The organism is Nonomuraea sp. NPDC001699, assembly GCF_053596455.1.
The window spans coordinates 168,356-187,887 of the sequence record NZ_JBSFGF010000020.1; the positions used below are offsets into that span (position 1 = coordinate 168,356).

The following is a 19,532-nucleotide window of genomic DNA, read 5'->3' on the forward strand; positions in this document are numbered from 1 at the left end:
AAGACGGCCGGTCGGAGTCCTTCGAAGCACACTCCACCCAACAGAGCACCCACTCTCCCCAGACCGAGAGCGCCGTCCAGGTCAGCCGATCGCCAGAGCCTCGTCGTTCGGGTCGTCGGCGAAGCCCGGGACCCAGCGGATCACCTCGTCACGGAAGCGGGCCGTCGTGCCCAGCTGGCAGAGGACGCCGACGCCGGCCGCATGCACCCGGTGGATGAGCACGTACGACGGCGGCAGGTTGAGCTGGCGGACCACGTTCGTCGGCCGGAGATCCGCGACGCTGGCGGCCTGGGCCTGCAGCCATTCCCGGCTGAAGGTGAACTCCTCCACCGCCGTCGGCTCCACGTACGGTGCCAGGAAACCACGCAGGGCGTCGGCATCGATGTCGATGTCCTCGCGGATGAAGCCCTCCTCGCGCAGACCCGTCATCACCGTGCCCATGTCGCCCTGGTTGAAGATGCGCGTGAGCTGCCCGAAGACCTTCGGATACCCCTCAGGCAGACGGTTGACCGCGCCGAAGTCGAGGACGCCGAGCTTGCCGTTGGCCAGGACGCGGAAGTTACCCGGATGAGGATCGGCGTGCAGCATGCCGACCCGGGCGGGGGAGCAGAACAGGAACCGGACGAACAGCAGCCCCGCGTGATCACGCTCCTCCTTGCTGCCCTCGGAGATCACCCGCGACAGGGGAGTGCCGTCCATCCACTCGCTGACCAGCACCATCTCGTTGGCCGCCACCACGTCAGGGACGTGGAAGTCGGGATCGCCGTTGAACTCCAGCGCGAAGGCGTGCTGGGCCTCGGCCTCGCGAAGGTAGTCGAGCTCCTCGGCGATCCGCTCGCGCAGCTCGGCCAGCAGCGCCTTCATGTCAAGGCCCGGCAGCAGCGCCCCGAACATCTTGCCCAGCCGGGCCAGCTGGGTGAAGTCGCCGAGCAGCGCCTTGCCCGCCCCCGGGTACTGGATCTTGACGGCCACCTCGCGCCCGTCGTTCCAGACGGCCTTGTGCACCTGGCCGATCGAGGCGGCGGCCGTGGGCCGGTCGTCGAACGAGAGGAAGTGCTTGCGCCAATCGTCCCCCAGCTGCTCGGTGAGCACCTTGTGGACGGTGGCGACCGGAAGCGGAGGGGCGGCGTCCTGGAGTTTCGTCAAGGTCGCCCGGTAGGGACCGACGATCTCCGGCGGAAGCGCCGCCTCGAAGATCGACAATGCCTGCCCGAGCTTCATCGCCCCGCCCTTGAGCTCGCCGAGCACCTTGAAAATCTGCTCGGCAGTACGCTGCTGAACCTCCTGGGCCACGATTTCTGCTGATTTGCCGCCGATGCGCTTGCCCAGGCCGAGGGCGGCCCGCCCGGCGAACCCGAGCGGAAGGGTGGCCAACTTGGCAGAGCGGGTGACTGCCCGGCGCGGAAGATCGCTCACACTCATGCGCGGAACCTCTCCCGAGATGCCGCTTCCCCCCTTCGTGGTCGTCCCCTGAGCACGTCAGTCGCTGGTAGGTGACATGTCCATTGTTAGCGAATAAGGATTGTTTCGCATACAACGACATTGCGGATGACTGCTCCACGACCGCGTTTTCCAGCACCAATCAGGCATTACGTCCATTGTGCCGTTCGTCACAGAGGACGCGCGGCCTTCGAGATGAGCAAGCGCATGGCCGGTCGCCGCGGCCGCGACGAGCGTGGCGAGAGTCGTGTCGCAGGCGATCTCTCCGGGCGGATAGCCCCCCAGCCGGGCGGTGACGATCGGCCAGGCGGGGTCGTGATCCCGGCGCGTCAGGTCGAGACAGTGCAGGCACGTCGTCTCCCCCGGAAGCACCAGCGGGCCGACGGACCCGTGCCCCTCGAAGGCCGAAGCCAGCAGATGCGGGATGCCGAAGTCGGCCAGCTCGTTGACCAGCACCCCGTCAAGAGGCCCGACGGGCGCCAGGACGACGAGATCGGGACGCGCGGTCCCGTCCCCCAGATGAGGAGCGCCGGCCAGGACGTTCGAGGACGGGACGACATCCTGACCCACCTCAGGCACGCCTCGCTCCTCCACCCCCGGCGAGGAGGGCGGCCCAGCAGGGGAGACACGCGCGCCGCCGGTACGAGGCGACGCGCCGTCCGAGCGCGTCGGCCGAGCAGCGGCAGTGCCGGCCGCCGCGACACCCGGCCGCCTGGGCTGGCCGCCGACGCCCCCGGACGGCGCAGGAACCTTGCGCACAGGTCGGCCCCCACCGGACGGCGCCGCGCTCCGAACCGTTGGCTGTGAGGACGAGGTGCGACTTCGTGCCCGGCCCCCGCCCCCGGCCCCAGACCCGGCCCCGGGACCGGGAGCGGGACCGGGAGAGGGAGCGGCAGTGGCAGCGGCGTTCTTCGGCGGGGGAGCGAGGAGCCGTCTGGCGACCGCCGCCGCGCCCTCCTCCCGTGACAGCCCTACCTCGGCCCACGTCAGGCCCCCCGGCGTGATGTCACCCGGACGGACCGGCCCGGGATCGATCACCCGGATGTCGCCCACCCCACCCGCCGCCAGCAGGGCAACGATCTGCGCCCCCACGCGCCCGGCCCCGTAGACCCGGACCTTGGCCTCCCGGCGGCGTCGCAGCAGCTCGACGCCGCCCTCGGGGCCGTTGGAGGCGAGGTCGAGCGCGTCGAGGTCCGGTTTCAGCCGATCTCTCTCGGCGAGGGAGAGCTCCCGCAGCGGCTCAGGGAACGGACCGGCGTCGTGAAGGGCGCCCCGCGTGGCAAGGTAGTCGAGCAACGCCTGAGCACACGGCTCGTCGAGACCGGCCGCCGCCGCGTCGCGCAGCACCCGCCGCAGGTCGCGGGTGCCGTCGAGCCCCTCGATCCACTGACGCACCGATCTCGTCAGGCCGGTCAGCGTGATGGCCCGGAGGGGATGCACGCCGTACTGCAAGGTGTGCTCGTCGCGGAGGATGCGCCGGAGGGCCGGCTTCACACGTGGCCTCATGGCCGGAAGGTTCGCACGTCCGACCAAGATCCCGAGCGGCTTCCGCGCCGCCTGTGGACAATCTCCGACCGCGCCGCCTGCCCTGTGGAAAACCCGCCACCCCGTAGAACGCAGCGCTCGCCCGAAACCGCACCCGGCCGCCGACGGCCGGGCTCCGCATCCAACGCCCTGCGGCGCCGGGGGACTGGATCCAATGCCCAGCGGTGACCAGGGACCGCATCCGATGTTGCTGGGGACCGGATCCAATGCCCTGCGACGGCCGAGCTCCGCATCCAACGCCCCGGGGTGGCCAGGGAGCGTATCCAACGCCCTGCGGCGGCCGCGAACCGCATCCGGCCGCCGCAGGGCGTTACGCTTCGCCGCATGAGCGAGCTCTTGGTCGACCGCCAAGACGACGGAGTCGTCTTCCTCACCCTCAACCGCCCAGACCTGCGCAACGCCATGACCGACACCATGACGGCCGAATGGCGCGAAACCATGACCACCCTGGCCGCCGACCGTGACCTGCGCTGTGTCGTCGTCACCGGCGCGGGCAGCGCGTTCTCCTCCGGCGGCGATCTGTCATGGATCGGCGAGCGGGGCGCCGAGGCCGTGCCGCCGCTGCGCGACCGCATGCTGGCCTTCTACCGCACCTGGCTCATGATCGCCGGTCTGGAGGTCCCGACCGTCGCCGCCGTCAACGGCCCGGCCGTCGGCGCGGGCCTGTGCGTGGCCCTGGCCTGCGACCTCGTCTACGCCGCCGACGACGCGAAACTGCTGGCCCCCTTCACCCGGCTCGGCCTGCATCCGGGTATGGCCGCCACCTATCTGCTGCCCAGAAGAGGCGGCGCCGGACTGGCCCGGGAGATGCTCCTGACCGGCCGCGCGCTTACGGGTACGGAAGCGGCAGATAAAGGCTTGGTAAATCAATCTTTCCCGAAGAATGACCTTCTCGACGAGGTTTCGGTCATCGCCAAGAAGATCGCAGAGATGGCTCCAGTTGCCACCCGCCTCACAAAGGTCGCGCTGAACCAAGACCATCAAGACCTGGAAGCCGCTCTGAGGTGGGAATCCTTGGCCCAGCCCGTGACCATGGCATCATCGGACCTGCTGGAGGGCCTGTCGGCGCATCGGGAAAGGCGCATGCCCAAATTCACCGGCTCTTAATCATCTGACCAGCAGAAACAACGTCCACCCTCTGTGGAATTTCGTCAGTCTCGGCTAACGTGCTTATGTGCCCCCCGAGACAGTCGAGGTCCGTCGCAGTTCTCGTCGCCGGCGTACGGTCTCCGCCTACCGCGACGGCGACAAGACGATCGTGCTCCTGCCAGCCTGGCTGAGCGGCGAAGACGCGGATGAATGGGTGAGCCGGATGCTCGACCGGCTGGCCGCCAAGGAAGAACGAAGAAGGCCGACCGACGAGGCCCTGCTCGAACGGGCGAGGGAACTGTCGGTGAAGTACCTCGACGGCCGGCCCGACCCCGTGAGCGTCCGATGGGTCGACAACCAGCAGCACCGCTGGGGCTCCTGCACCCCGGAGAACGGGACGATCAGGATCTCGACCCGGCTCAAGGGCCTGCCCGAGTGGGTCATCAACTACGTCATCATCCACGAGCTCGCGCACCTGATCGTGCCGAGCCATGGCCCCAGGTTCTGGGCGCTGGTAGAACAGTATCCGAAGGCGGAGCGGGCACGCGGCTTCCTCGAAGGATTCTCCGCGGCGGCCCCCACGGCACCGGAGGAGTGTTGACGCGCATCGTCGCCGTCCTGGTACGCGGCCACATGGCCGAAGCGGCGCCCCCCGGCGTCGATCCACGGCAGTTCCTGGAGGCCGTGGCCGAGGACACCTACGAGATGGTCGCCGGCCTGGAGTTCGTGACCCCGGTCCTGATCACCGCAGTCCCCGGCCTCGACGACCTCGTCTGGCCCGGCACGGAGATCGTCACGATCGCGGAGGACGAGCCGCTGCGCGCGGTCCTCGGCCGGCTGTCCGGCGACCAGGCCGCCGTGATCAACGCCGACGCGCCCGACCTGCCTTCGCTGCTGGTCGGCAAGCTGTTCAGGGAACTGGGCCGGGCCGAGATCACGGTCTGCCCGGCGGCGGGCGGCGGCGCGGTGGCGCTGGCCTGCTCGCTCCCGCTTCCCGGCTGGGCCGATCCCGACCTCGACGATCCCGACGTCGTCGCCACCGTCCGCGCCCAGGCGCCGGGCCCGCGCAGGGTCGCCACCATCTCGGGCTGGCATCGGCTGCGCACCCTCGACGACGTCGAACGCCTCGACCCCGGTCTCGAAGGCTGGGACAACACCCGCGCCCTGATCACGAGCCGCTGACCACGCCTCAGGGCACGGTGAGCTCGGCCAGCACGGCCCGGTGATCGGTGCCCGGCACGTCGCGCACGCTGACCTCCCTGACCCCCACCCGCTCGTCCACCAGCACGTGGTCGATGGTGATGATCGGCGGCACCCGCTTGTTGGCCGGCCACGTGGGGATCAGCCCCGCGCCCACCTGATCGGCCGCGTCCTTGTACCCCCGGGCCAGCAGCCTGCGCAGTGAGGCGTGATCGAGCGAGGCGTTGAAGTCGCCGGCGAGGATCCGCACGGTTTCGCGGCTGGCGGAAGGCAGCTTGGAGAGCGCCTCGTTCCAGTTGACCACGTTGGGGCCGAGCGGCGGGTAGGGGTGGACGTCCACGAACTCGATCGGTTTCCCGCCCGGCAGCGACACCATGGCGGCGGGCATCTTGTGCCCCACGGGTGGGACCAGGTCCGGGAGCGGCTGGAGCGGATGCCTGGAGTAGAGGCCGCTTCCGCCGGCGTCCCATTCGTCCTCAAGTACGCGGTGAGGCATGAGTTCCTTAAGGCCCGCCGCGTCCATGTCGGCCACGGCGGCCGGCGTCAGCTCCTGCGTGCTCAGCACGTCGGGCCGGAACTCGCGGACCAGATTCACGATCACCTGCGCGTCGGCCCTGCCGAACAGCATGTTGATGGTCATGACCTTGAACGGCCTGCCGGTCGTGGCCTCGGCCGTGCCCAGCGCGCGGGGCAGGACGCTGAACCCGAGCGCGGTCGTGGTGAGCAGCGCGACGGCCGTCGCGGCCCGCTTGCGCCCGACAGCGGCGATCAGGAGGGGGACCAGGGACCCGGCCGCCGCGTACGGCGTCGCGGTCATGAGCTGCGTGGGCAGCGAACCTCGTTCCAGCCCGGCCACCCGGGCCACGGCCCAGGCCGCGAAGGGTGTCACGGCCAGCCAGGTCAGGACGTTGCCGGGCAGCTTGCGCGGCTTGCGGCCAGGCGTCACGATCGTGCCGCCAACGGCGGAAGTCTCCACGCGGCCCCCCTTGGAACGATGCGAAGGACTCTAGCCCAGCGAACGGGAGCGCGAGCCGAGAGCGGTGCGTCCGCGTGCGGCCAGCCGGCGCGTGGCCTCGTCGGTCGGTTCGGGGATCTCGTCGACGGGGAACCAGCGCAGGTCGAGCGATTCGTCGCTCATGACGGCCTCGGCGCCGGGAGGGGCCACGGCCGCGTACTCGACGTCGAGGTGCCAGCTGCGCGGCGGGTGGCACCAGACCTCGTGCTTGTCCACGGCCAGCGGCCCGGGCAGCAGCTCAAGTCCGGAGATTCCCGATTCTTCGGTGGCCTCGCGCAGCGCCACCGCCTCAAGCGTGGCGTCGAAGTCCTCGCAATGGCCGCCCATGGGCAGCCAGCGCCCGGCCTTCGGGTGCAGCGTGAGCAGCACCTGGGCGCCGTCGTGACTGAGCACGGCGGTCGTGGCCGTCAGGTGGCCGGGCGCGCACGCGCGCCACATGGCGTCGTCGTACGTCCGCAGATGGCCGAGGAACTCGGCGCGCAGCGCCTCCTCCCCGGAGGTCGGCGCGGTCCACGAGGACAGCACCGCCACCGCGTCGTCGTGCAGGGTCACCGGCCGCCGTCCTGGTCGCCGTCCTCGCCGCCGTTCTCGTTGTCGGGCTTGGCCTCCAGCTGGGAGATGTCCCAGGCCGCCTCGCCGCGGACGAACGCGTCGGGGTCGTCGAGGTCCTCGGCCGTCGGCATGAGGTCGGGGTGGCCCCACAGGGCGTCGCGGCCGTCGACGCCGCGCTCGGTCTCCAGCGCGCGCCACAGCGCCGCCGCCTCGCGCAACCGCCGGGGCCGCAGCTCCAGCCCGACCAGTGTGCCGAACGTCAGCTCCGCGGGCCCGCCGGTCGCCCGGCGCCTGCGTACGGTCTCGGCCAGCGCGACGGCCGAGGGCAGCTTGCCGTCGGCGGCGCGGTCGACCACCGTGGCCACCCACCCCTCGACCAGGGCGAGCATCGTCTCCAGACGGGCCAGGGCGGCCTTCTGCCGCTCGGTCTCCTCGGGCTTGAGCAGGCCGCCGCCGCTCAGCGCCTCCTGGATCGCCTCGGGATTGTTGATGTCGAGCCCGCGGATCTGCTCCTCCAGCGCGGAGGTGTCCACGGTGATGCCCTTGGCGTATTCCTCGACGGCCCCGAGCAGGTGCGAGCGCAGCCACGGGACGTGCTGGAACAGCCGGTGATGCGCGGCCTCGCGCAACGCCAGATAGAGCCTGATCTCGTCGGCGGGGATCTCAAGGCCCTCGCTGAAGGAGGCGATGCCGCCGGGCAGCAGCGCCGCCGTGCCGGACAGCGGCAGGCCGATGTCGGTCGTGCCGATGACCTCGCGCGCCAGCGAGCCGAGCGCCTGGCCGATCTGCTGACCGACCATCATGCCGCCCATCTGCTTGAGCATGCCCATCAGCGGCCCGGCCATCTGCTGGGCCTCGGGCGGCAGCCCGGAGCCGCCGAGCGCGCCGCCCATGGTCTCGACCATGCGTTCGGCAACGGGCTCGCAAAGCTTCCGCCAGACCGGGACCGTGTTCTCGATCCACTCGGACCGGCTCCAGGCCTGCGGGTTGGACACGCCGCTCGGCAGTGTCGTCGCCTCGTTCAGCCACAGGTCGGCCAGGCTCAGCGCCTCCACGATCTGGCGGCGCTCGCCTTCCATGACGCTCGGATCGCCTTGGGCGACCACGGCGTGTCGTGCGATGTTCTTGGCCATGTCCCAGTTGACAGGGCCTGAACCCTGAGGCGCCGACAACATGTCGGCGAACTGGCGCATCGCCTGAGCCATTTGCTCAGGGTTGCCGAACATGGCGAACGGGTTCTCGTTAGGGTCGTTTTCGCGACCTGGCAGGTCAGTCACCGCTCTACCTCGTGCAGGATGGAGGAGTCCACATCCGCCACGTTAGTCGTCCTACGGCGGATCAGTGCAAAGTGAGGACCTGGTGCCTACCTCGAAACGCCCGCGCCAACCCGTCGTCGCCGTCACCGGCGCGGCCTCCGGCATCGGCCGCGAGTTGCTCGTGAGGCTCGTATCCTCCGCGGATTTCCGCAGAGTGGTGGCCATCGACGAGGAGCGCGGCGACGTTCAGGAAGCCACGTGGAGAGTGATCGACGTACGGGATCCGCTCTTGGCGAACCGGATCTCCGACATCGACGTCCTGGTCCATCTGGCCGGTGACTACGCCGTCGACTCCGAGCCCGGGGCGCGGCGCGCGTACAACCTCAGAGCGGCGCAAACGGTGCTCACCGCCTGCGCCGCCGCCCGCGTGCGGCGGGTGATCCTGGTCACCAGTGCCATGGTCTACGGCGCCGCGCCCGACAACGAGGTCCCCCTGCCGGAGGACTCCCCGGTGGCCGCCGAGCCCGACACCGGCGTCGTGGGCGACTACCTGGAGATCGAGTCGCTGGTCCGCAGGTCGCTGCGCAGCCACCCGGGCCTGGACGTCACCGTGCTGCGCCCGGCGGCGGTCGTCGGCCCGGGTGTCGACACGGTCATCACCCGGCACTTCGAGTCGCCGAGGCTGCTCACGGTCAAGGGCTGCAACCCGCATTGGCAGTTCTGCCACATCGACGACCTGATCTCGGCGCTGGAACTGGCCGCCAAGGGGGTCGTCACCGGTGTGGTGGCCGTGGGCTCCGACGGCTGGCTGGAGCAGGAGCAGGTCGAGGAGCTGTCCGGAATCCGGCGGTTCGAGCTGCCGGCCGGGCTCACGTTCGGCACCGCGCAGCGCCTGCACCGGCTCGGCATCACCCCGGCCCCCGCCACCGACCTGCACTACGTCGTCTATCCGTGGGTCGTCGACTGCTCGGCGCTGCGCGAGGCGGGCTGGAAACCCACGTGGACCAACGACGCCGCCTTCCGGCAGCTCCTCGAACTCCGCGAGAACAGGACCACCGTGGTCGGCAGGCGGCTGCCGGTCAAGGAGGCCACGCTCACCGCGGCCGGCGCCACGGTCGCCGTCATCGGCACCGCGGCGATCGTCCGACAGGTGCGCAAAAAGCGTCGCCAGTAGGAGCGTGAGGTTAGGCTCTTTCCGTGGACGTCATCCGGTTGCTCGGCATTCGTGACACCCCGTTGTCCGTGGGCGAGGTGCTGGCCGCGGTGGAAGACCACGCGGCGGGCGGCACCGCGATCTTCATCGGCACGGTGCGCGAACGGGACCATGGCAAGCCCGTGACCCGGCTCTCCTACTCGGCCCACCCCTCGGCGCCCGACGAGCTGCGCCGGGTCGCCGAGAAGGTCGCGGCCGACTTCCCCGTCACCGCGATCGCCGCCGTCCACCGGGTCGGCGACCTGGGGCTCGGCGACACGGCGGTGATCGTCGCCGTGGCCTCGCCACACCGCGACGAGGCGTTCAAGGCCTCGCGCAGGCTCATCGACGACCTCAAGTCAGAGGTCCCCATCTGGAAACATCAGGTGTTCGCCGATGGCGAGACCGAGTGGGTCGGCGCCTGCGAATAAGCTCATCACCATGTCACGACGCGTCCTCACCCTGCTGCTCGCGGGCTTCTTCGTGCTCGCGCTGGGCGTCGTGGGCGCGTTCCGGCCGGTGCCGTACGTCGTGCTGAGCCCCGGCCCCACCGAGAACACCATCGGCGAGATCGACAAGAAGCCGGTGATCTCGATCAGCGGCCGGCAGACCTATCCGACCAGCGGCGCGCTGAGCCTGGTCACGGTGGCCTACCAGGGTGGCCCGGCCGCCCAGATCGACCTGCTGACCGCGTTGCGCGGCTGGATCGACCCGACCGTCGCGGTGGTCCCGCAGGAGACCATCTTCCCGCCCGGCCGCGACGCGAAGAAGGTCGACGAGGAGAACGCGGTCGAGATGACCAACTCCCAAGACTCGGCCAAGGCCGCCGCGCTCAACGAGCTCAAGATCCCCTACGAGCGGGTCGTCACGGTCCTGTCCACCGAGAAGGGCAAGCCCGCCGACGGCAAGCTGCAGAAGGGCGACCAGATCAACTCGGTCGACGGCAAGCCGGCCACCGACTCCCAGCTCGTCGGGGACACCGTCAAGGCCCACAAGCCGGGCGAGACCGTGACCTTCAACGTGACCAGGGGCAGCCAGAAGCTCGACGTCTCCCTCCAGCCGATCGCCAGCAAGGACGGCAAGCCCCTCGTCGGCGTGCTCATGCAGGAGAAGTTCAAGTTCCCCTTCGACGTCGAGATCAACGTGGGCGACGTCGGCGGGCCGAGCGCCGGGCTGATGTTCTCGCTCGGCATACTCGACAAGCTGACCCCGGGCGAGATCACCGGGGGCAAGCGCATCGCCGGCACCGGCACCATCGACACCGAGGGCCAGGTGGGGCCCATCGGCGGCATCGCCCAGAAGATGGTGGGAGCCCGCGACTCGGGCGCGACCGTCTTCCTCACCCCCGCCGACAACTGCGCCGAGGCCATGAAGGCCGTCCCCGACGGCTTGCGCCTGGTCAAGGCCGACACGTTGCACGACGCGGTGCTCGCGCTCGACGCGCTGCGCACCGGAAAGGGCAATGTGCCCGCTTGTGAGGCCGGATGAAACTTCCGGCGAGCGCCGTGCGTTAGCCGTACGGCTGGCGCTGCGGTGTAAGTTGCCAGACACGGACCGTTTCTTCATCACGACGAGGGGTTGGCCTTGAGCTTCCGGACCCCAGGGGCCGGCAGGGCGATGCGCTTGCCACGCCGGCCGCGGCTGCTTCTGCCTGTGGCCATCGCGCTGGTCGCGATCGTGGCCCTGTTTTTTCTTTTTTCTGGGATTTATACCGACTACCTGTGGTTTGACGCGACCAACTACACGTCGGTCTTCTCCGGGGTGCTGCTGACCGAGATCGTGCTGTTCCTCGTCGGAGCGGTGCTCATGGTCGGCATCGTGGGCGGCAACATGCTGCTGGCCTTCCGCACCCGGCCGATGTTCGGCCCCGCCGTGTTCGGCGGCGGCAGCGGAGCCGACCGCTATCGCATGGCGCTCGACCCCCACCGCAAGCTGATCTTCATCGTCGGCATGGGCCTGCTCGCGCTCTTCTCCGGCTCCTCGTTCGCGGGGCAGTGGAAGACGTGGCTGCAGTTCGTGAACGGGGCCACGTTCGACAAGAAGGACGAGATGTTCGGCATGGACATCTCCTTCTTCATGTTCGATTACCCGTTCATCAGGATGGTGCTGAACTTCCTGTTCACCGCCGTGATCATCTCGATCGTCCTGGCCACGATCACCCACTACCTCTACGGCGGCTTCCGGCTGCAGTCGCCGGGCGTGCACGCCTCCAAGGCCGCGCGGATCCACCTTTCCGTGCTGCTCGGCGTGTTCGTCCTGCTCAAGGCCGTCGCCTACTACATCGACCGGTTCGGTCTGGTCTTCTCCGACCGGGGCTACGTGCACGGCGCGTCCTACACCGACGTCAACGCGGTGCTCCCGGCCAAGAACATCCTCGCGATCATCGCGCTGATCTGTGCCGTGCTGTTCTTCGCCGGTGTCGTGCGCCCCGGCGGCATGCTGCCCGGCGTCTCGTTCGGCCTGCTCGTGCTCTCGGCGATCCTGATCGGCGGCGTCTACCCGGCGCTGGTCGAGCAGTTCCAGGTCAAGCCCAACCAGCAGGGCAAGGAAGCCCTCTACATCGACCGGAACATCCAAGCCACCCGATCAGCCTACGACGTGCAGAACGCCGAAGTGATCGACTACAACGCCCAGGCCGACCCGACCAAGGTCAGCGCCGGCGGCGACGAGTCGGTGACCGGCGTACGCCTGCTCGACCCGGCGCTGGTGTCGTCCACGTTCGAGCAGACCCAGCGCATCCGCGGCTTCTACGGCTTCCCCGACCAGCTCGACGTCGACCGCTACCCGGGCAAGGACGGCAAGCTGGTCGACCACGTGGTCGGCGTCCGCGAGCTGCTCGGCCCGCCCGCGCCCCAGAACAACTGGATCAACCGCGCGCTGGTCTACACCCACGGCTACGGCTTCGTCTCCGCGCCGGGCAACCAGGTCGACGCGGGCGGCCTGCCCGCCTACGACAGCAAGGACATGCCGGTCACCGGCGACCTCGCCGCCGCGACCGGGCTCAAGGAGTCGCGCGTCTACTTCGGTGAGAACCCCGGCTCCACCGAGTACGTCATCGCCGGCGGCAACCCCAGCAAGCCACAGGAGCTCGACTACCCGGTCTCCGGCGGCCAGACGGGCCAGCAGAACACGACCTACACCGGCAAGGGCGGCGTGCCGATCGGCTCGGCGCTCAGCCGGCTGGTCTACGCCGCCAAGTACGGCGAGATGAACATCCTGCTGTCGGGCGACATCAACGAGAACTCCAAGATCCTCTACGTGCGCAACCCGCGGGAGCGGGTGGAGAAGGTCGCGCCGTTCCTGACCCTCGACGGGAACGCCTACCCGGCGATCGTCGACGGCCGGATCACCTGGATCATCGACGGGTACACCACGTCCAACGCGTACCCGTACTCGCAGAGCGAGAGCCTCGGCGACATGACCCGCGACCTGGCCACCGACCGTCGCGTGGTCGCCCAGCAGCCGCAGGACGAGATCAACTACATCCGCAACTCGGTCAAGGCCACGGTCGACGCCTACGACGGCACGGTCACGCTCTACGCCTGGGACGGCAACGACCCGGTGCTGAAGACGTGGTCCAACGCCTTCCCCGGCACGATCAAGCCCGCCTCGCAGATGAGCCCCGAACTCCAGGCGCACGTCCGCTACCCGGAAGACCTGTTCAAGGTCCAGCGCTACATGCTGTCGCGCTACCACGTCACCAACGCGGCCGCCTTCTACAGCGCCCAGGACTTCTGGAACATCCCCAGCGACCCGTCGCAGGGCAACCAGTCGGTCAAGCAGCCGCCGTACTACCTGACGGCCACGATGCCCGACGAGTCCGAGCCGTCGTTCTCGCTGACCACGACCTTCGTCCCCAGAGAAGGCCCCAACCTGGCGGCGTTCATGGCGGCGGGCTCCACGGTCGGCAAGGACTACGGCAAGCTGCGCATCCTGCGCATGCCGTCCAACACCACGGTCCCCGGCCCCGGTCAGGCCCAGAACAACTTCCAGAACAAGTTCTCGGGCGAGCTGGGCCCCCTCGGCCTCGGCCAGGCCAACGTCAGGTACGGCAACCTGCTGACCCTGCCGTACGCGAACGGGCTGATCTACATCGAGCCCGTCTACGTGCAGACCAAGGCGGGCACCGGCCAGGAGCCGTACCCGATCCTGCGGCGGGTGCTGGTGGCGTTCGGCAACAAGGTCGGCTCGGGTGACACTCTCGACCAGGCGCTGGAGCAGGTGTTCGGCGGCGAGCAGCAACAGCAGAACACCCAGCCGCAGCAGAACACGCCCAACCAGACGAACACGTCGGCGATGAACACCGCCATCTCCAACGCCCAGAAGGCCTACGAGGACGCCCAGAAGGCCCTCCAGGCCAACCCCCCGAACTGGGACGAGTACGGCAAGGCGCAGAAGCGGCTGGAGGAGGCGCTGAAGCAGATCGAGAGCGCCAACGTCCAGCCGGCGGCGACCCCGTCGCCCTCGGCCTCCCCGTCGGCCTCTCCCTCGGCGTCACCGTCGGCCTCCCCGTCGGCCTCACCGCCGGCAACGTCCACGCCGACGCCTACACCGTCGGGCACACAGGCCGGAGGCACGACCTAGCCCATTCAGTTTGCGCCCGCCCCGCGTCGCCGATAGGCTTGAGAAGCAAGACAACGACGCGGGGTGGAGCAGTTCGGTAGCTCGCTGGGCTCATAACCCAGAGGTCGCAGGTTCAAATCCTGCCCCCGCTACCAAGATTCGAGGTCCTGGCCGACGGCCAGGGCCTCGTTGCTTTTTCACCGGCACCGCAGATCCCATCCGGCGTCGTCCGTCTCCAGGAACTCGACCACGGCGGCCGCGGGATCGCCGTCGCTGAAGTACACCCGGCCGCCCGCCTTGTCGTAATAGCTCGTGAGCTCGGCCTCGGGCAGGCTGGTGAGCAACGAGAACCTGACGAGGAAGTCACAGTGGTCACCGTTGCCCTCCTGCACCCCCACCGACCCCTGCGCCCCGGAGGCGCTGAAGGAGGTGCCAGGCGGTAGCGGATGGGCGAGAACCCGATTCTCCATGTCCGCCAAGCGGAGGTCGTTGCCCCACATCGGCACCATGACGAGCAGAGCCACCGCCACGGGCACCGCCACGAGGAGACTCCTGCGACGCGGAAGAGAGCGGCGTGCCGGGAGAGGTTTCAGCAGCATGAGGCCCATGATCACGCCGCCGACGCGCCCGGACAAGGCCGACCGGGTCGAGGGACTCCGAAAGGGCGGTATAGTTGAAACAACACACCGACGCGGGGTGGAGCAGTTCGGTAGCTCGCTGGGCTCATAACCCAGAGGTCGCAGGTTCAAATCCTGTCCCCGCTACCAATCCGAAGTCCCTGGTCGCCACACGGCGACCAGGGACTTCGTCGTTTTCGGCCCTAGATCGTGCCCAGGCTTGTCGTACGACCTCTGTCCTGATTACATGATTACATGACGGAAAAAGACGTTCCGACCATCTACGAGTGGGCGGGCGGAACCGAGGCGTTCGAACGACTGACCGTGACGTTCTACCGGACCGTCCTGAAGGACGACCTCATCGGTCCGCTGTTCGCCCACATGGACGCCGACCATCCCAAATACGTTGCCATGTGGCTCAGCGAGGTCTTCGGCGGCCCCGACCGGTACACCCACGAACGCGGCGGATACTCCCACATGCTTGCCCACCACCTGGGCCGGGCGATCACCGAGCCGCAGCGCCGCCGCTGGGTGAACCTCCTCATGGACGCCGCCGACGAGGTCGGCCTGCCCGACGACCCCGAGTTCAGGGCAGCGTTCGCCGGCTACATCGAGTGGGGCACCCGGCTGGCCGTGCACAACTCCCAGCCCGGCGCGACCCCGCCACCGAAAGCCCCGGTGCCGCACTGGGGCTGGGGAGTCGCTCCGCCATACCAGCCGTAACCTGGAGGAATGGGAAGCACGTCGCGCGGGCGGCTGCGGGTCTACCTGGGCGCGGCGCCCGGCGTCGGCAAGACGTACGCCATGCTCGGCGAGGCGCGACGGGCCAAGGAGCGCGGCCGTGACGTGGTCGTGGGCCATGTCGAGACCCACGGCCGCGACCAGGTCGCCCGCCTGCTCGACGGCCTGGAGATCGTGCCGGGACGCACCCTTCCCCATCGCGGCGCCACGTTCACCGAGCTCGACGCCGACGCGGTCATCGCCCGCCGCCCCAAGGTCGTGCTGGTCGACGAGCTGGCCCACACCAACGCGCCCGGCTCCCGACACGCCAAACGCTGGCAGGACGTCCAGGACATCCTGGACGCCGGCATCGACGTCGTCTCCACGCTCAACATCCAGCACCTGGAGTCCCTGCGCGACGTGGTCGAGCAGATCACCGGCCTGCCGCAGCGCGAGACCGTCCCCGACGACCTCGTACGGCGGGCCGAACGGCTCGAACTCGTCGACATGTCACCCGAGGCCCTGCGCCGACGGCTCGCGCACGGCAACGTCTACCCGCCCGAACGCGTCGACGCCGCCCTCGCCAACTACTTCCGCGTCGGCAACCTGTCCGCCCTGCGGGAGCTCGCCCTGCTCTGGGTGGCGGACCGGGTAGACCGGCAACTCACCGCGTACCGGGCCGACCACGACATCGCGGGTACCTGGGAGGCCCGCGAACGCGTGGTCGTCGCCCTCACCGGCGGCCCCGAGGGCGACACCCTCGTCCGCCGCGCCGCCCGCATCACGGCCAGGACCAAGGGCGCCGACCTCCTCGCCGTGCACGTCACCCGGGCCGACGCCCTGTCCACCGGGAGCGATCCCGCCAACCTGGTACGCCAGCGCAAACTCGTCGAGGACCTCGGCGGCACCTACCACCAGGTGGTCGGCGACGACATCCCGCGTGCGCTGATCGAGTTCGCCGACGGCGTGAACGCCTCGCAGCTCGTCCTCGGCGCCTCCCGGCGGGGACGGCTCGCGCAGCTGTTCACCCGAGGCGTGGGCATGACGACGACCACGCTGTCCGGCTCGATCGACGTGCACATGGTCCCGCACGAAGCCGTCAGGAAGGGCTCCGGCCGGCCGCCGTCCAGGGGCGCGTTGACGCGTACGCGAAGGTTGTCCGGCTGGGCGCTGACCCTGGTCGCGATGCCGTCGCTCACCGGCGTGATCGCGCCGCTGGACCTGAGCCTGCCCAGCGAGATCCTGCTCTTCCTGCTGCTGGTCGTCGGCGTCGCGCTGGTGGGCGGGATGTGGCCGGCGCTCACGGCGGCGGTGCTCGCGTTCGGCCTGCTCAACTGGTTCTTCACGCCGCCGGTGCACACCCTGACCATCTCCGAGCCGGAGAACGTGCTCTCCTTGGCCATCTTCGTCCTGGTCGCCGCCATGGTCAGCACCGTCGTGGACGTGGCCGCCCGGCGCCGCAGGGAGGCGGTCCGTTCGAGAGCGGACGCCGAGGTGCTCTCCACGCTGGCCGGACACGTCCTGCGCGGGGAGTCGGCGCTCGCTTCGTTGCTCGGACGGTTGCGCGAGACGTTCGGACTGACCGCGGTCACCCTGCTCGAACGGGACGACCCGCCGGGGGACTGGCGCATCGTCGCCACGTCCGGCGGCCCCCCGATCACCGCCCCGCCCGCCACTGCTGCGGACGGCGGGCGCGGCGTCGTCACCATCGACGACCGGCTGGTGCTCGCGACCCGCGGCCGGCTGCTCGACGCCAGCGACCGCCGCGTCCTGGAGGCGTTCGCCGCCGAGGCCGCCGTCGCCCTGCGCCAGGAACGGCTGCGCGAGGCGGCCGAGCGCGCCGAACCGCTGGCCGAGGCCGACCGCATGCGCACCGCGCTGCTCGCCGCCGTCGGCCACGACCTGCGCACCCCGCTCGCCTCCGCCATGGCCTCCGTGGAGAGCCTGCGCAACACCGACATCGCCTGGTCCGACGAAGACCGCGCCGAACTGCTGGCCACCGCCCACGAGTCCCTGATCAAACTGAACCGGCTCGTCTCGAACCTGCTCGACATGAGCCGCCTCCAGGCCGGCGTCCTGGGCGTCACCCTGCGACCCGTCGCCGTCGAGGACGTGCTGCCTCGCGCCATCGACGACCTCGGCCCGCTGCGCGACCGCGTCAAAGGGGACCTTCCGGTCGACCTGCCGGAGTTCCAGGCCGACCCGGCCCTGCTCGAACGCGTCCTGGTCAACCTGATGGCCAACGCCGTCCGCTACAGCCCCGAAGGCGAGCCCGTGCTCGTCACCGCGAGCTGGCACGGCGAACACGTCGAGATGCGCATCATCGACAGGGGGCCAGGAATCCCTCCAGAAGCACATGAAAGGGTGTTCCTGCCCTTCCAACGACTCGGCGACCGCGACAACCACACCGGCGTGGGCCTCGGTCTCGCACTCTCGCGCGGCCTCACCGAGGCGATGGGCGGCACGCTCCTCCTTGAGGACACCCCCGGAGGAGGGCTCACCATGACCGTCTCACTGAGGAGGGCCCCGTGACCCGTGTGCTCGTCGTCGATGATGAGCCCCAGATCCTGCGTGCCCTGCGCATCAACCTGGCGGCCAGGCACTATGAGGTCGCGGTCGCCCCCGACGGCGCGTCGGCGCTGCGCCAGGCCGCCGACTGGCATCCCGACCTGGTCGTCCTCGACCTCGGACTGCCCGACCTCGACGGGGTCGAGGTCATCGAGGGGCTGCGGGGCTGGACCAAGGTCCCGATCATCGTGTTGTCGGGACGTACCGACAGCACGGACAAGGTGGACGCACTCGACGCCGGCGCCGACGACTACGTCACCAAGCCGTTCGGCATCGACGAGCTGCTGGCCCGCATCCGCGCGGTGACCCGCCGCACGAACCAGCACGAAGAGGAACCCGCGACGGTGCGGCTAGGCGACCACGTGATCGACCTCGCCGACAAGACGATCTCAGGCGGCGTACGGCTGACTCCGACGGAGTGGCACTTCCTGGAGATCCTGCTCCGCAATCCCGGCAAACTGATCAGCCAGCGGCAGCTGCTGACCGAGGTGTGGGGCGCCAACTACCTGAAGGAGACGCACTACCTGCGTCAGTACATGGCCCAACTGCGCCGCAAGCTCGAACGCGACCCCGCCCACCCGGTGCACCTGCTGACCGAACCCGGCATGGGGTACCGGTTTCAGCCCTCCTGATCCCTGACCATGACGATCGCCTTGAGCACAGCCCACCCGAACAACAGGATCCCGAACAGCACCTGAGCGGCACGCACCCACACCGAAGACGTCTGATCTGCATAGATCACAACACCGATCCACATCAGACCAAATATCCCGACCAGGATGATTGCCGACCAGTTCAGCCCCCGTTGCCACATAAGTGCAGTGTTACAGCCGGGTAGCCAAGGCCGGGTATGGCCACAGTCCTCATCCGGTCGAAGCCTGCCGTACCGGGTGGAACAGCCCAGAATGATTGGTTGTGGGGGACCGCCGGCTCAGCGGGGGAGCGTCCGGTGCGCCCCGACACACCGCCGCAGTCGCATCCCGCGCACCTGCACGACCGGCGGCTGTTGCGGCTGCTGCTCCTCCTGCAGGCAGGCGAGCAGCGCCTCGGCCGTACGCGCGTCGGCCAGGATGCGCTGAACGTCCTCCTCGTCCGCGGGCAGCTGGCCGCGGACGGCCAGCTCGCGGGTGAGGAAGGCGAGCGGGTCGGGCGCGCCGACCATGTCGGCCGCCACCGTCGCCTGCGCCGCCGTGAGCAGCCGCAGGTAGTGGGTACGCAGGACGGCCTCGCGCACACGTGCGTGTTCGAGGTCTTCGATCAGGGTTCGGGCGATCCGCAGGAGGTCTCCCGCATGAGTCGCCGGGTCGGCGAGGAAGGCACGGATGTCGTCGAACTCCGAGCGGGTCATGGCGGGCACCTCCGAGAGCGCAGTCTGCTCGTGGATACCTTCGTACCGAGGGGCGATTGCGGATGACTTGCTGACGGCTTGACTCCGGGTGTCGTACGGGCGGACATGCCCCGGGATGACCTAGGTTTGACGATCTTGTGGCCAGGGAAGGACCCTACGATTACCTGTGTGGCGCGAAGTAGGCGCGGGAGACTGCTAGAGTTGCTTCGCGCAGGGCGGCCGAGGGGCTCGCAAGAGCCTCAAGAGAAGCCCGGCAAAACCCACTTCCTCTGGTTCATTCAAGACGGTTCAGAGCGGTCTGAATGAGCTGGTAAGTTAGAGGGGTTGTCCCAGAAACGGGGCGCGACTTAATTACCGCAGGTCGAGCAAGTCCGGTCAATTTGACAGAGACTTGAACGGCTGAAAGAATTAAGACACAACGAAAGAA

Annotated in this window: 18 protein-coding genes and 2 tRNA genes; 12 read left to right on the plus strand and 8 right to left on the minus strand. The window is 69.2% G+C overall.

Annotated features, from left to right (window positions below; all coding sequences use genetic code 11):
• Nucleotides 1-81 precede the first annotated feature (81 nt).
• Both ACWCSU_RS40300 and ACWCSU_RS40305 read right to left on the minus strand, forming a co-directional pair.
• Nucleotides 82-1,422 carry an ABC1 kinase family protein gene (locus ACWCSU_RS40300; protein WP_449942008.1) on the minus strand — a complete coding sequence of 447 codons (1,341 nt, stop codon included), beginning with the start codon at nt 1,420-1,422 and terminating at the stop codon, nt 82-84.
• A gap of 57 nt (nt 1,423-1,479) precedes the next feature.
• The gene (locus ACWCSU_RS40305; protein WP_449942009.1) at nt 1,480-2,934 is read right to left on the minus strand and encodes a ThiF family adenylyltransferase; all 1,455 of its coding nucleotides are present in this window, start codon (nt 2,932-2,934) and stop codon (nt 1,480-1,482) included.
• A gap of 375 nt (nt 2,935-3,309) precedes the next feature.
• Between ACWCSU_RS40305 and ACWCSU_RS40310 the strand changes: the two genes are divergently transcribed.
• The 3 genes from ACWCSU_RS40310 to ACWCSU_RS40320 all read left to right on the plus strand — a co-directional run bounded on the left by ACWCSU_RS40310 (nt 3,310) and on the right by ACWCSU_RS40320 (nt 5,256).
• Nucleotides 3,310-4,092 carry an enoyl-CoA hydratase/isomerase family protein gene (locus tag ACWCSU_RS40310; protein WP_357708295.1) on the plus strand — a complete coding sequence of 261 codons (783 nt, stop codon included), beginning with the start codon at nt 3,310-3,312 and terminating at the stop codon, nt 4,090-4,092.
• Between the two features lie 67 nt (nt 4,093-4,159).
• On the plus strand, nt 4,160-4,675 hold the full coding sequence (locus ACWCSU_RS40315) for a M48 metallopeptidase family protein (RefSeq protein ID WP_357708293.1): 516 nt from the start codon (nt 4,160-4,162) through the stop codon (nt 4,673-4,675).
• Nucleotides 4,672-5,256: a DUF2064 domain-containing protein gene (locus ACWCSU_RS40320; RefSeq protein WP_449942010.1), complete on the plus strand. Its 585-nt coding sequence runs from the start codon at nt 4,672-4,674 to the stop codon at nt 5,254-5,256. Before ACWCSU_RS40315 ends, ACWCSU_RS40320 begins: the two co-directional genes overlap by 4 nt.
• A gap of 7 nt (nt 5,257-5,263) precedes the next feature.
• On the opposite strand, the gene ACWCSU_RS40325 is transcribed toward ACWCSU_RS40320, so the two are convergent.
• Genes ACWCSU_RS40325 through ACWCSU_RS40335 form a run of 3 tightly spaced genes read right to left on the minus strand, consistent with a single transcriptional unit; the run spans nt 5,264 to nt 8,067 of the window.
• Nucleotides 5,264-6,250, minus strand: a complete 987-nt coding sequence (locus ACWCSU_RS40325) for an endonuclease/exonuclease/phosphatase family protein (RefSeq protein ID WP_357708291.1) — start codon at nt 6,248-6,250, stop codon at nt 5,264-5,266.
• Nucleotides 6,251-6,280: 30 nt separating this feature from the next.
• Nucleotides 6,281-6,841, minus strand: coding sequence for an NUDIX hydrolase (locus tag ACWCSU_RS40330; RefSeq protein ID WP_449942011.1), 561 nt, complete (start codon nt 6,839-6,841; stop codon nt 6,281-6,283).
• Nucleotides 6,838-8,067, minus strand: coding sequence for a zinc-dependent metalloprotease (locus tag ACWCSU_RS40335; protein WP_397038658.1), 1,230 nt, complete (start codon nt 8,065-8,067; stop codon nt 6,838-6,840). Before ACWCSU_RS40335 ends, ACWCSU_RS40330 begins: the two co-directional genes overlap by 4 nt.
• Nucleotides 8,068-8,197: 130 nt before the next feature.
• On the opposite strand from ACWCSU_RS40335, the gene ACWCSU_RS40340 reads away from it, so the two are divergent.
• From ACWCSU_RS40340 to ACWCSU_RS40360, 5 genes are all read left to right on the plus strand, one after another.
• A complete protein-coding gene (locus ACWCSU_RS40340; protein ID WP_364104480.1) occupies nt 8,198-9,271 on the plus strand; it encodes an NAD-dependent epimerase/dehydratase family protein in 1,074 nt (357 codons plus the stop codon).
• Nucleotides 9,272-9,294: 23 nt separating this feature from the next.
• On the plus strand, nt 9,295-9,720 hold the full coding sequence (locus ACWCSU_RS40345) for a molybdenum cofactor biosynthesis protein MoaE (protein ID WP_449942012.1): 426 nt from the start codon (nt 9,295-9,297) through the stop codon (nt 9,718-9,720).
• A gap of 10 nt (nt 9,721-9,730) precedes the next feature.
• Nucleotides 9,731-10,777 carry a YlbL family protein gene (locus tag ACWCSU_RS40350; RefSeq protein WP_357708287.1) on the plus strand — a complete coding sequence of 349 codons (1,047 nt, stop codon included), beginning with the start codon at nt 9,731-9,733 and terminating at the stop codon, nt 10,775-10,777.
• 165 nt (nt 10,778-10,942) lie between these two features.
• Nucleotides 10,943-13,873, plus strand: coding sequence for a UPF0182 family membrane protein (locus ACWCSU_RS40355; protein WP_449942013.1), 2,931 nt, complete (start codon nt 10,943-10,945; stop codon nt 13,871-13,873).
• A gap of 57 nt (nt 13,874-13,930) precedes the next feature.
• Nucleotides 13,931-14,007 (plus strand) — tRNA-Met (locus tag ACWCSU_RS40360).
• A gap of 42 nt (nt 14,008-14,049) precedes the next feature.
• Here ACWCSU_RS40360 and ACWCSU_RS40365 read toward each other — a convergent pair.
• A complete protein-coding gene (locus ACWCSU_RS40365) occupies nt 14,050-14,394 on the minus strand; it encodes a hypothetical protein (RefSeq protein ID WP_449942014.1) in 345 nt (114 codons plus the stop codon).
• A 148-nt stretch (nt 14,395-14,542) separates the two neighbouring features.
• On the opposite strand from ACWCSU_RS40365, the gene ACWCSU_RS40370 reads away from it, so the two are divergent.
• The 4 genes from ACWCSU_RS40370 (at nt 14,543) to ACWCSU_RS40385 (ending at nt 18,389) form a co-directional block, all read left to right on the plus strand.
• Nucleotides 14,543-14,619: transfer RNA gene (locus ACWCSU_RS40370), tRNA-Met, on the plus strand.
• Between the two features lie 105 nt (nt 14,620-14,724).
• Nucleotides 14,725-15,192 carry a group II truncated hemoglobin gene (locus tag ACWCSU_RS40375; protein ID WP_449942015.1) on the plus strand — a complete coding sequence of 156 codons (468 nt, stop codon included), beginning with the start codon at nt 14,725-14,727 and terminating at the stop codon, nt 15,190-15,192.
• Nucleotides 15,193-15,201: 9 nt separating this feature from the next.
• Nucleotides 15,202-17,721, plus strand: a complete 2,520-nt coding sequence (locus ACWCSU_RS40380) for a DUF4118 domain-containing protein (protein WP_449942016.1) — start codon at nt 15,202-15,204, stop codon at nt 17,719-17,721.
• Entirely contained in the window at nt 17,718-18,389 is a 672-nt protein-coding gene (locus ACWCSU_RS40385) for a response regulator (protein ID WP_357708280.1), read from the plus strand. Before ACWCSU_RS40380 ends, ACWCSU_RS40385 begins: the two co-directional genes overlap by 4 nt.
• Here the strand turns inward: ACWCSU_RS40385 and ACWCSU_RS40390 are convergent.
• Both ACWCSU_RS40390 and ACWCSU_RS40395 read right to left on the minus strand, forming a co-directional pair.
• A complete protein-coding gene (locus ACWCSU_RS40390) occupies nt 18,377-18,571 on the minus strand; it encodes a hypothetical protein (RefSeq protein ID WP_364104446.1) in 195 nt (64 codons plus the stop codon). The genes ACWCSU_RS40385 and ACWCSU_RS40390 overlap by 13 nt on opposite strands.
• A gap of 117 nt (nt 18,572-18,688) precedes the next feature.
• Nucleotides 18,689-19,105: a hypothetical protein gene (locus ACWCSU_RS40395; RefSeq protein WP_449942017.1), complete on the minus strand. Its 417-nt coding sequence runs from the start codon at nt 19,103-19,105 to the stop codon at nt 18,689-18,691.
• Nucleotides 19,106-19,532: the final 427 nt, after the last annotated feature.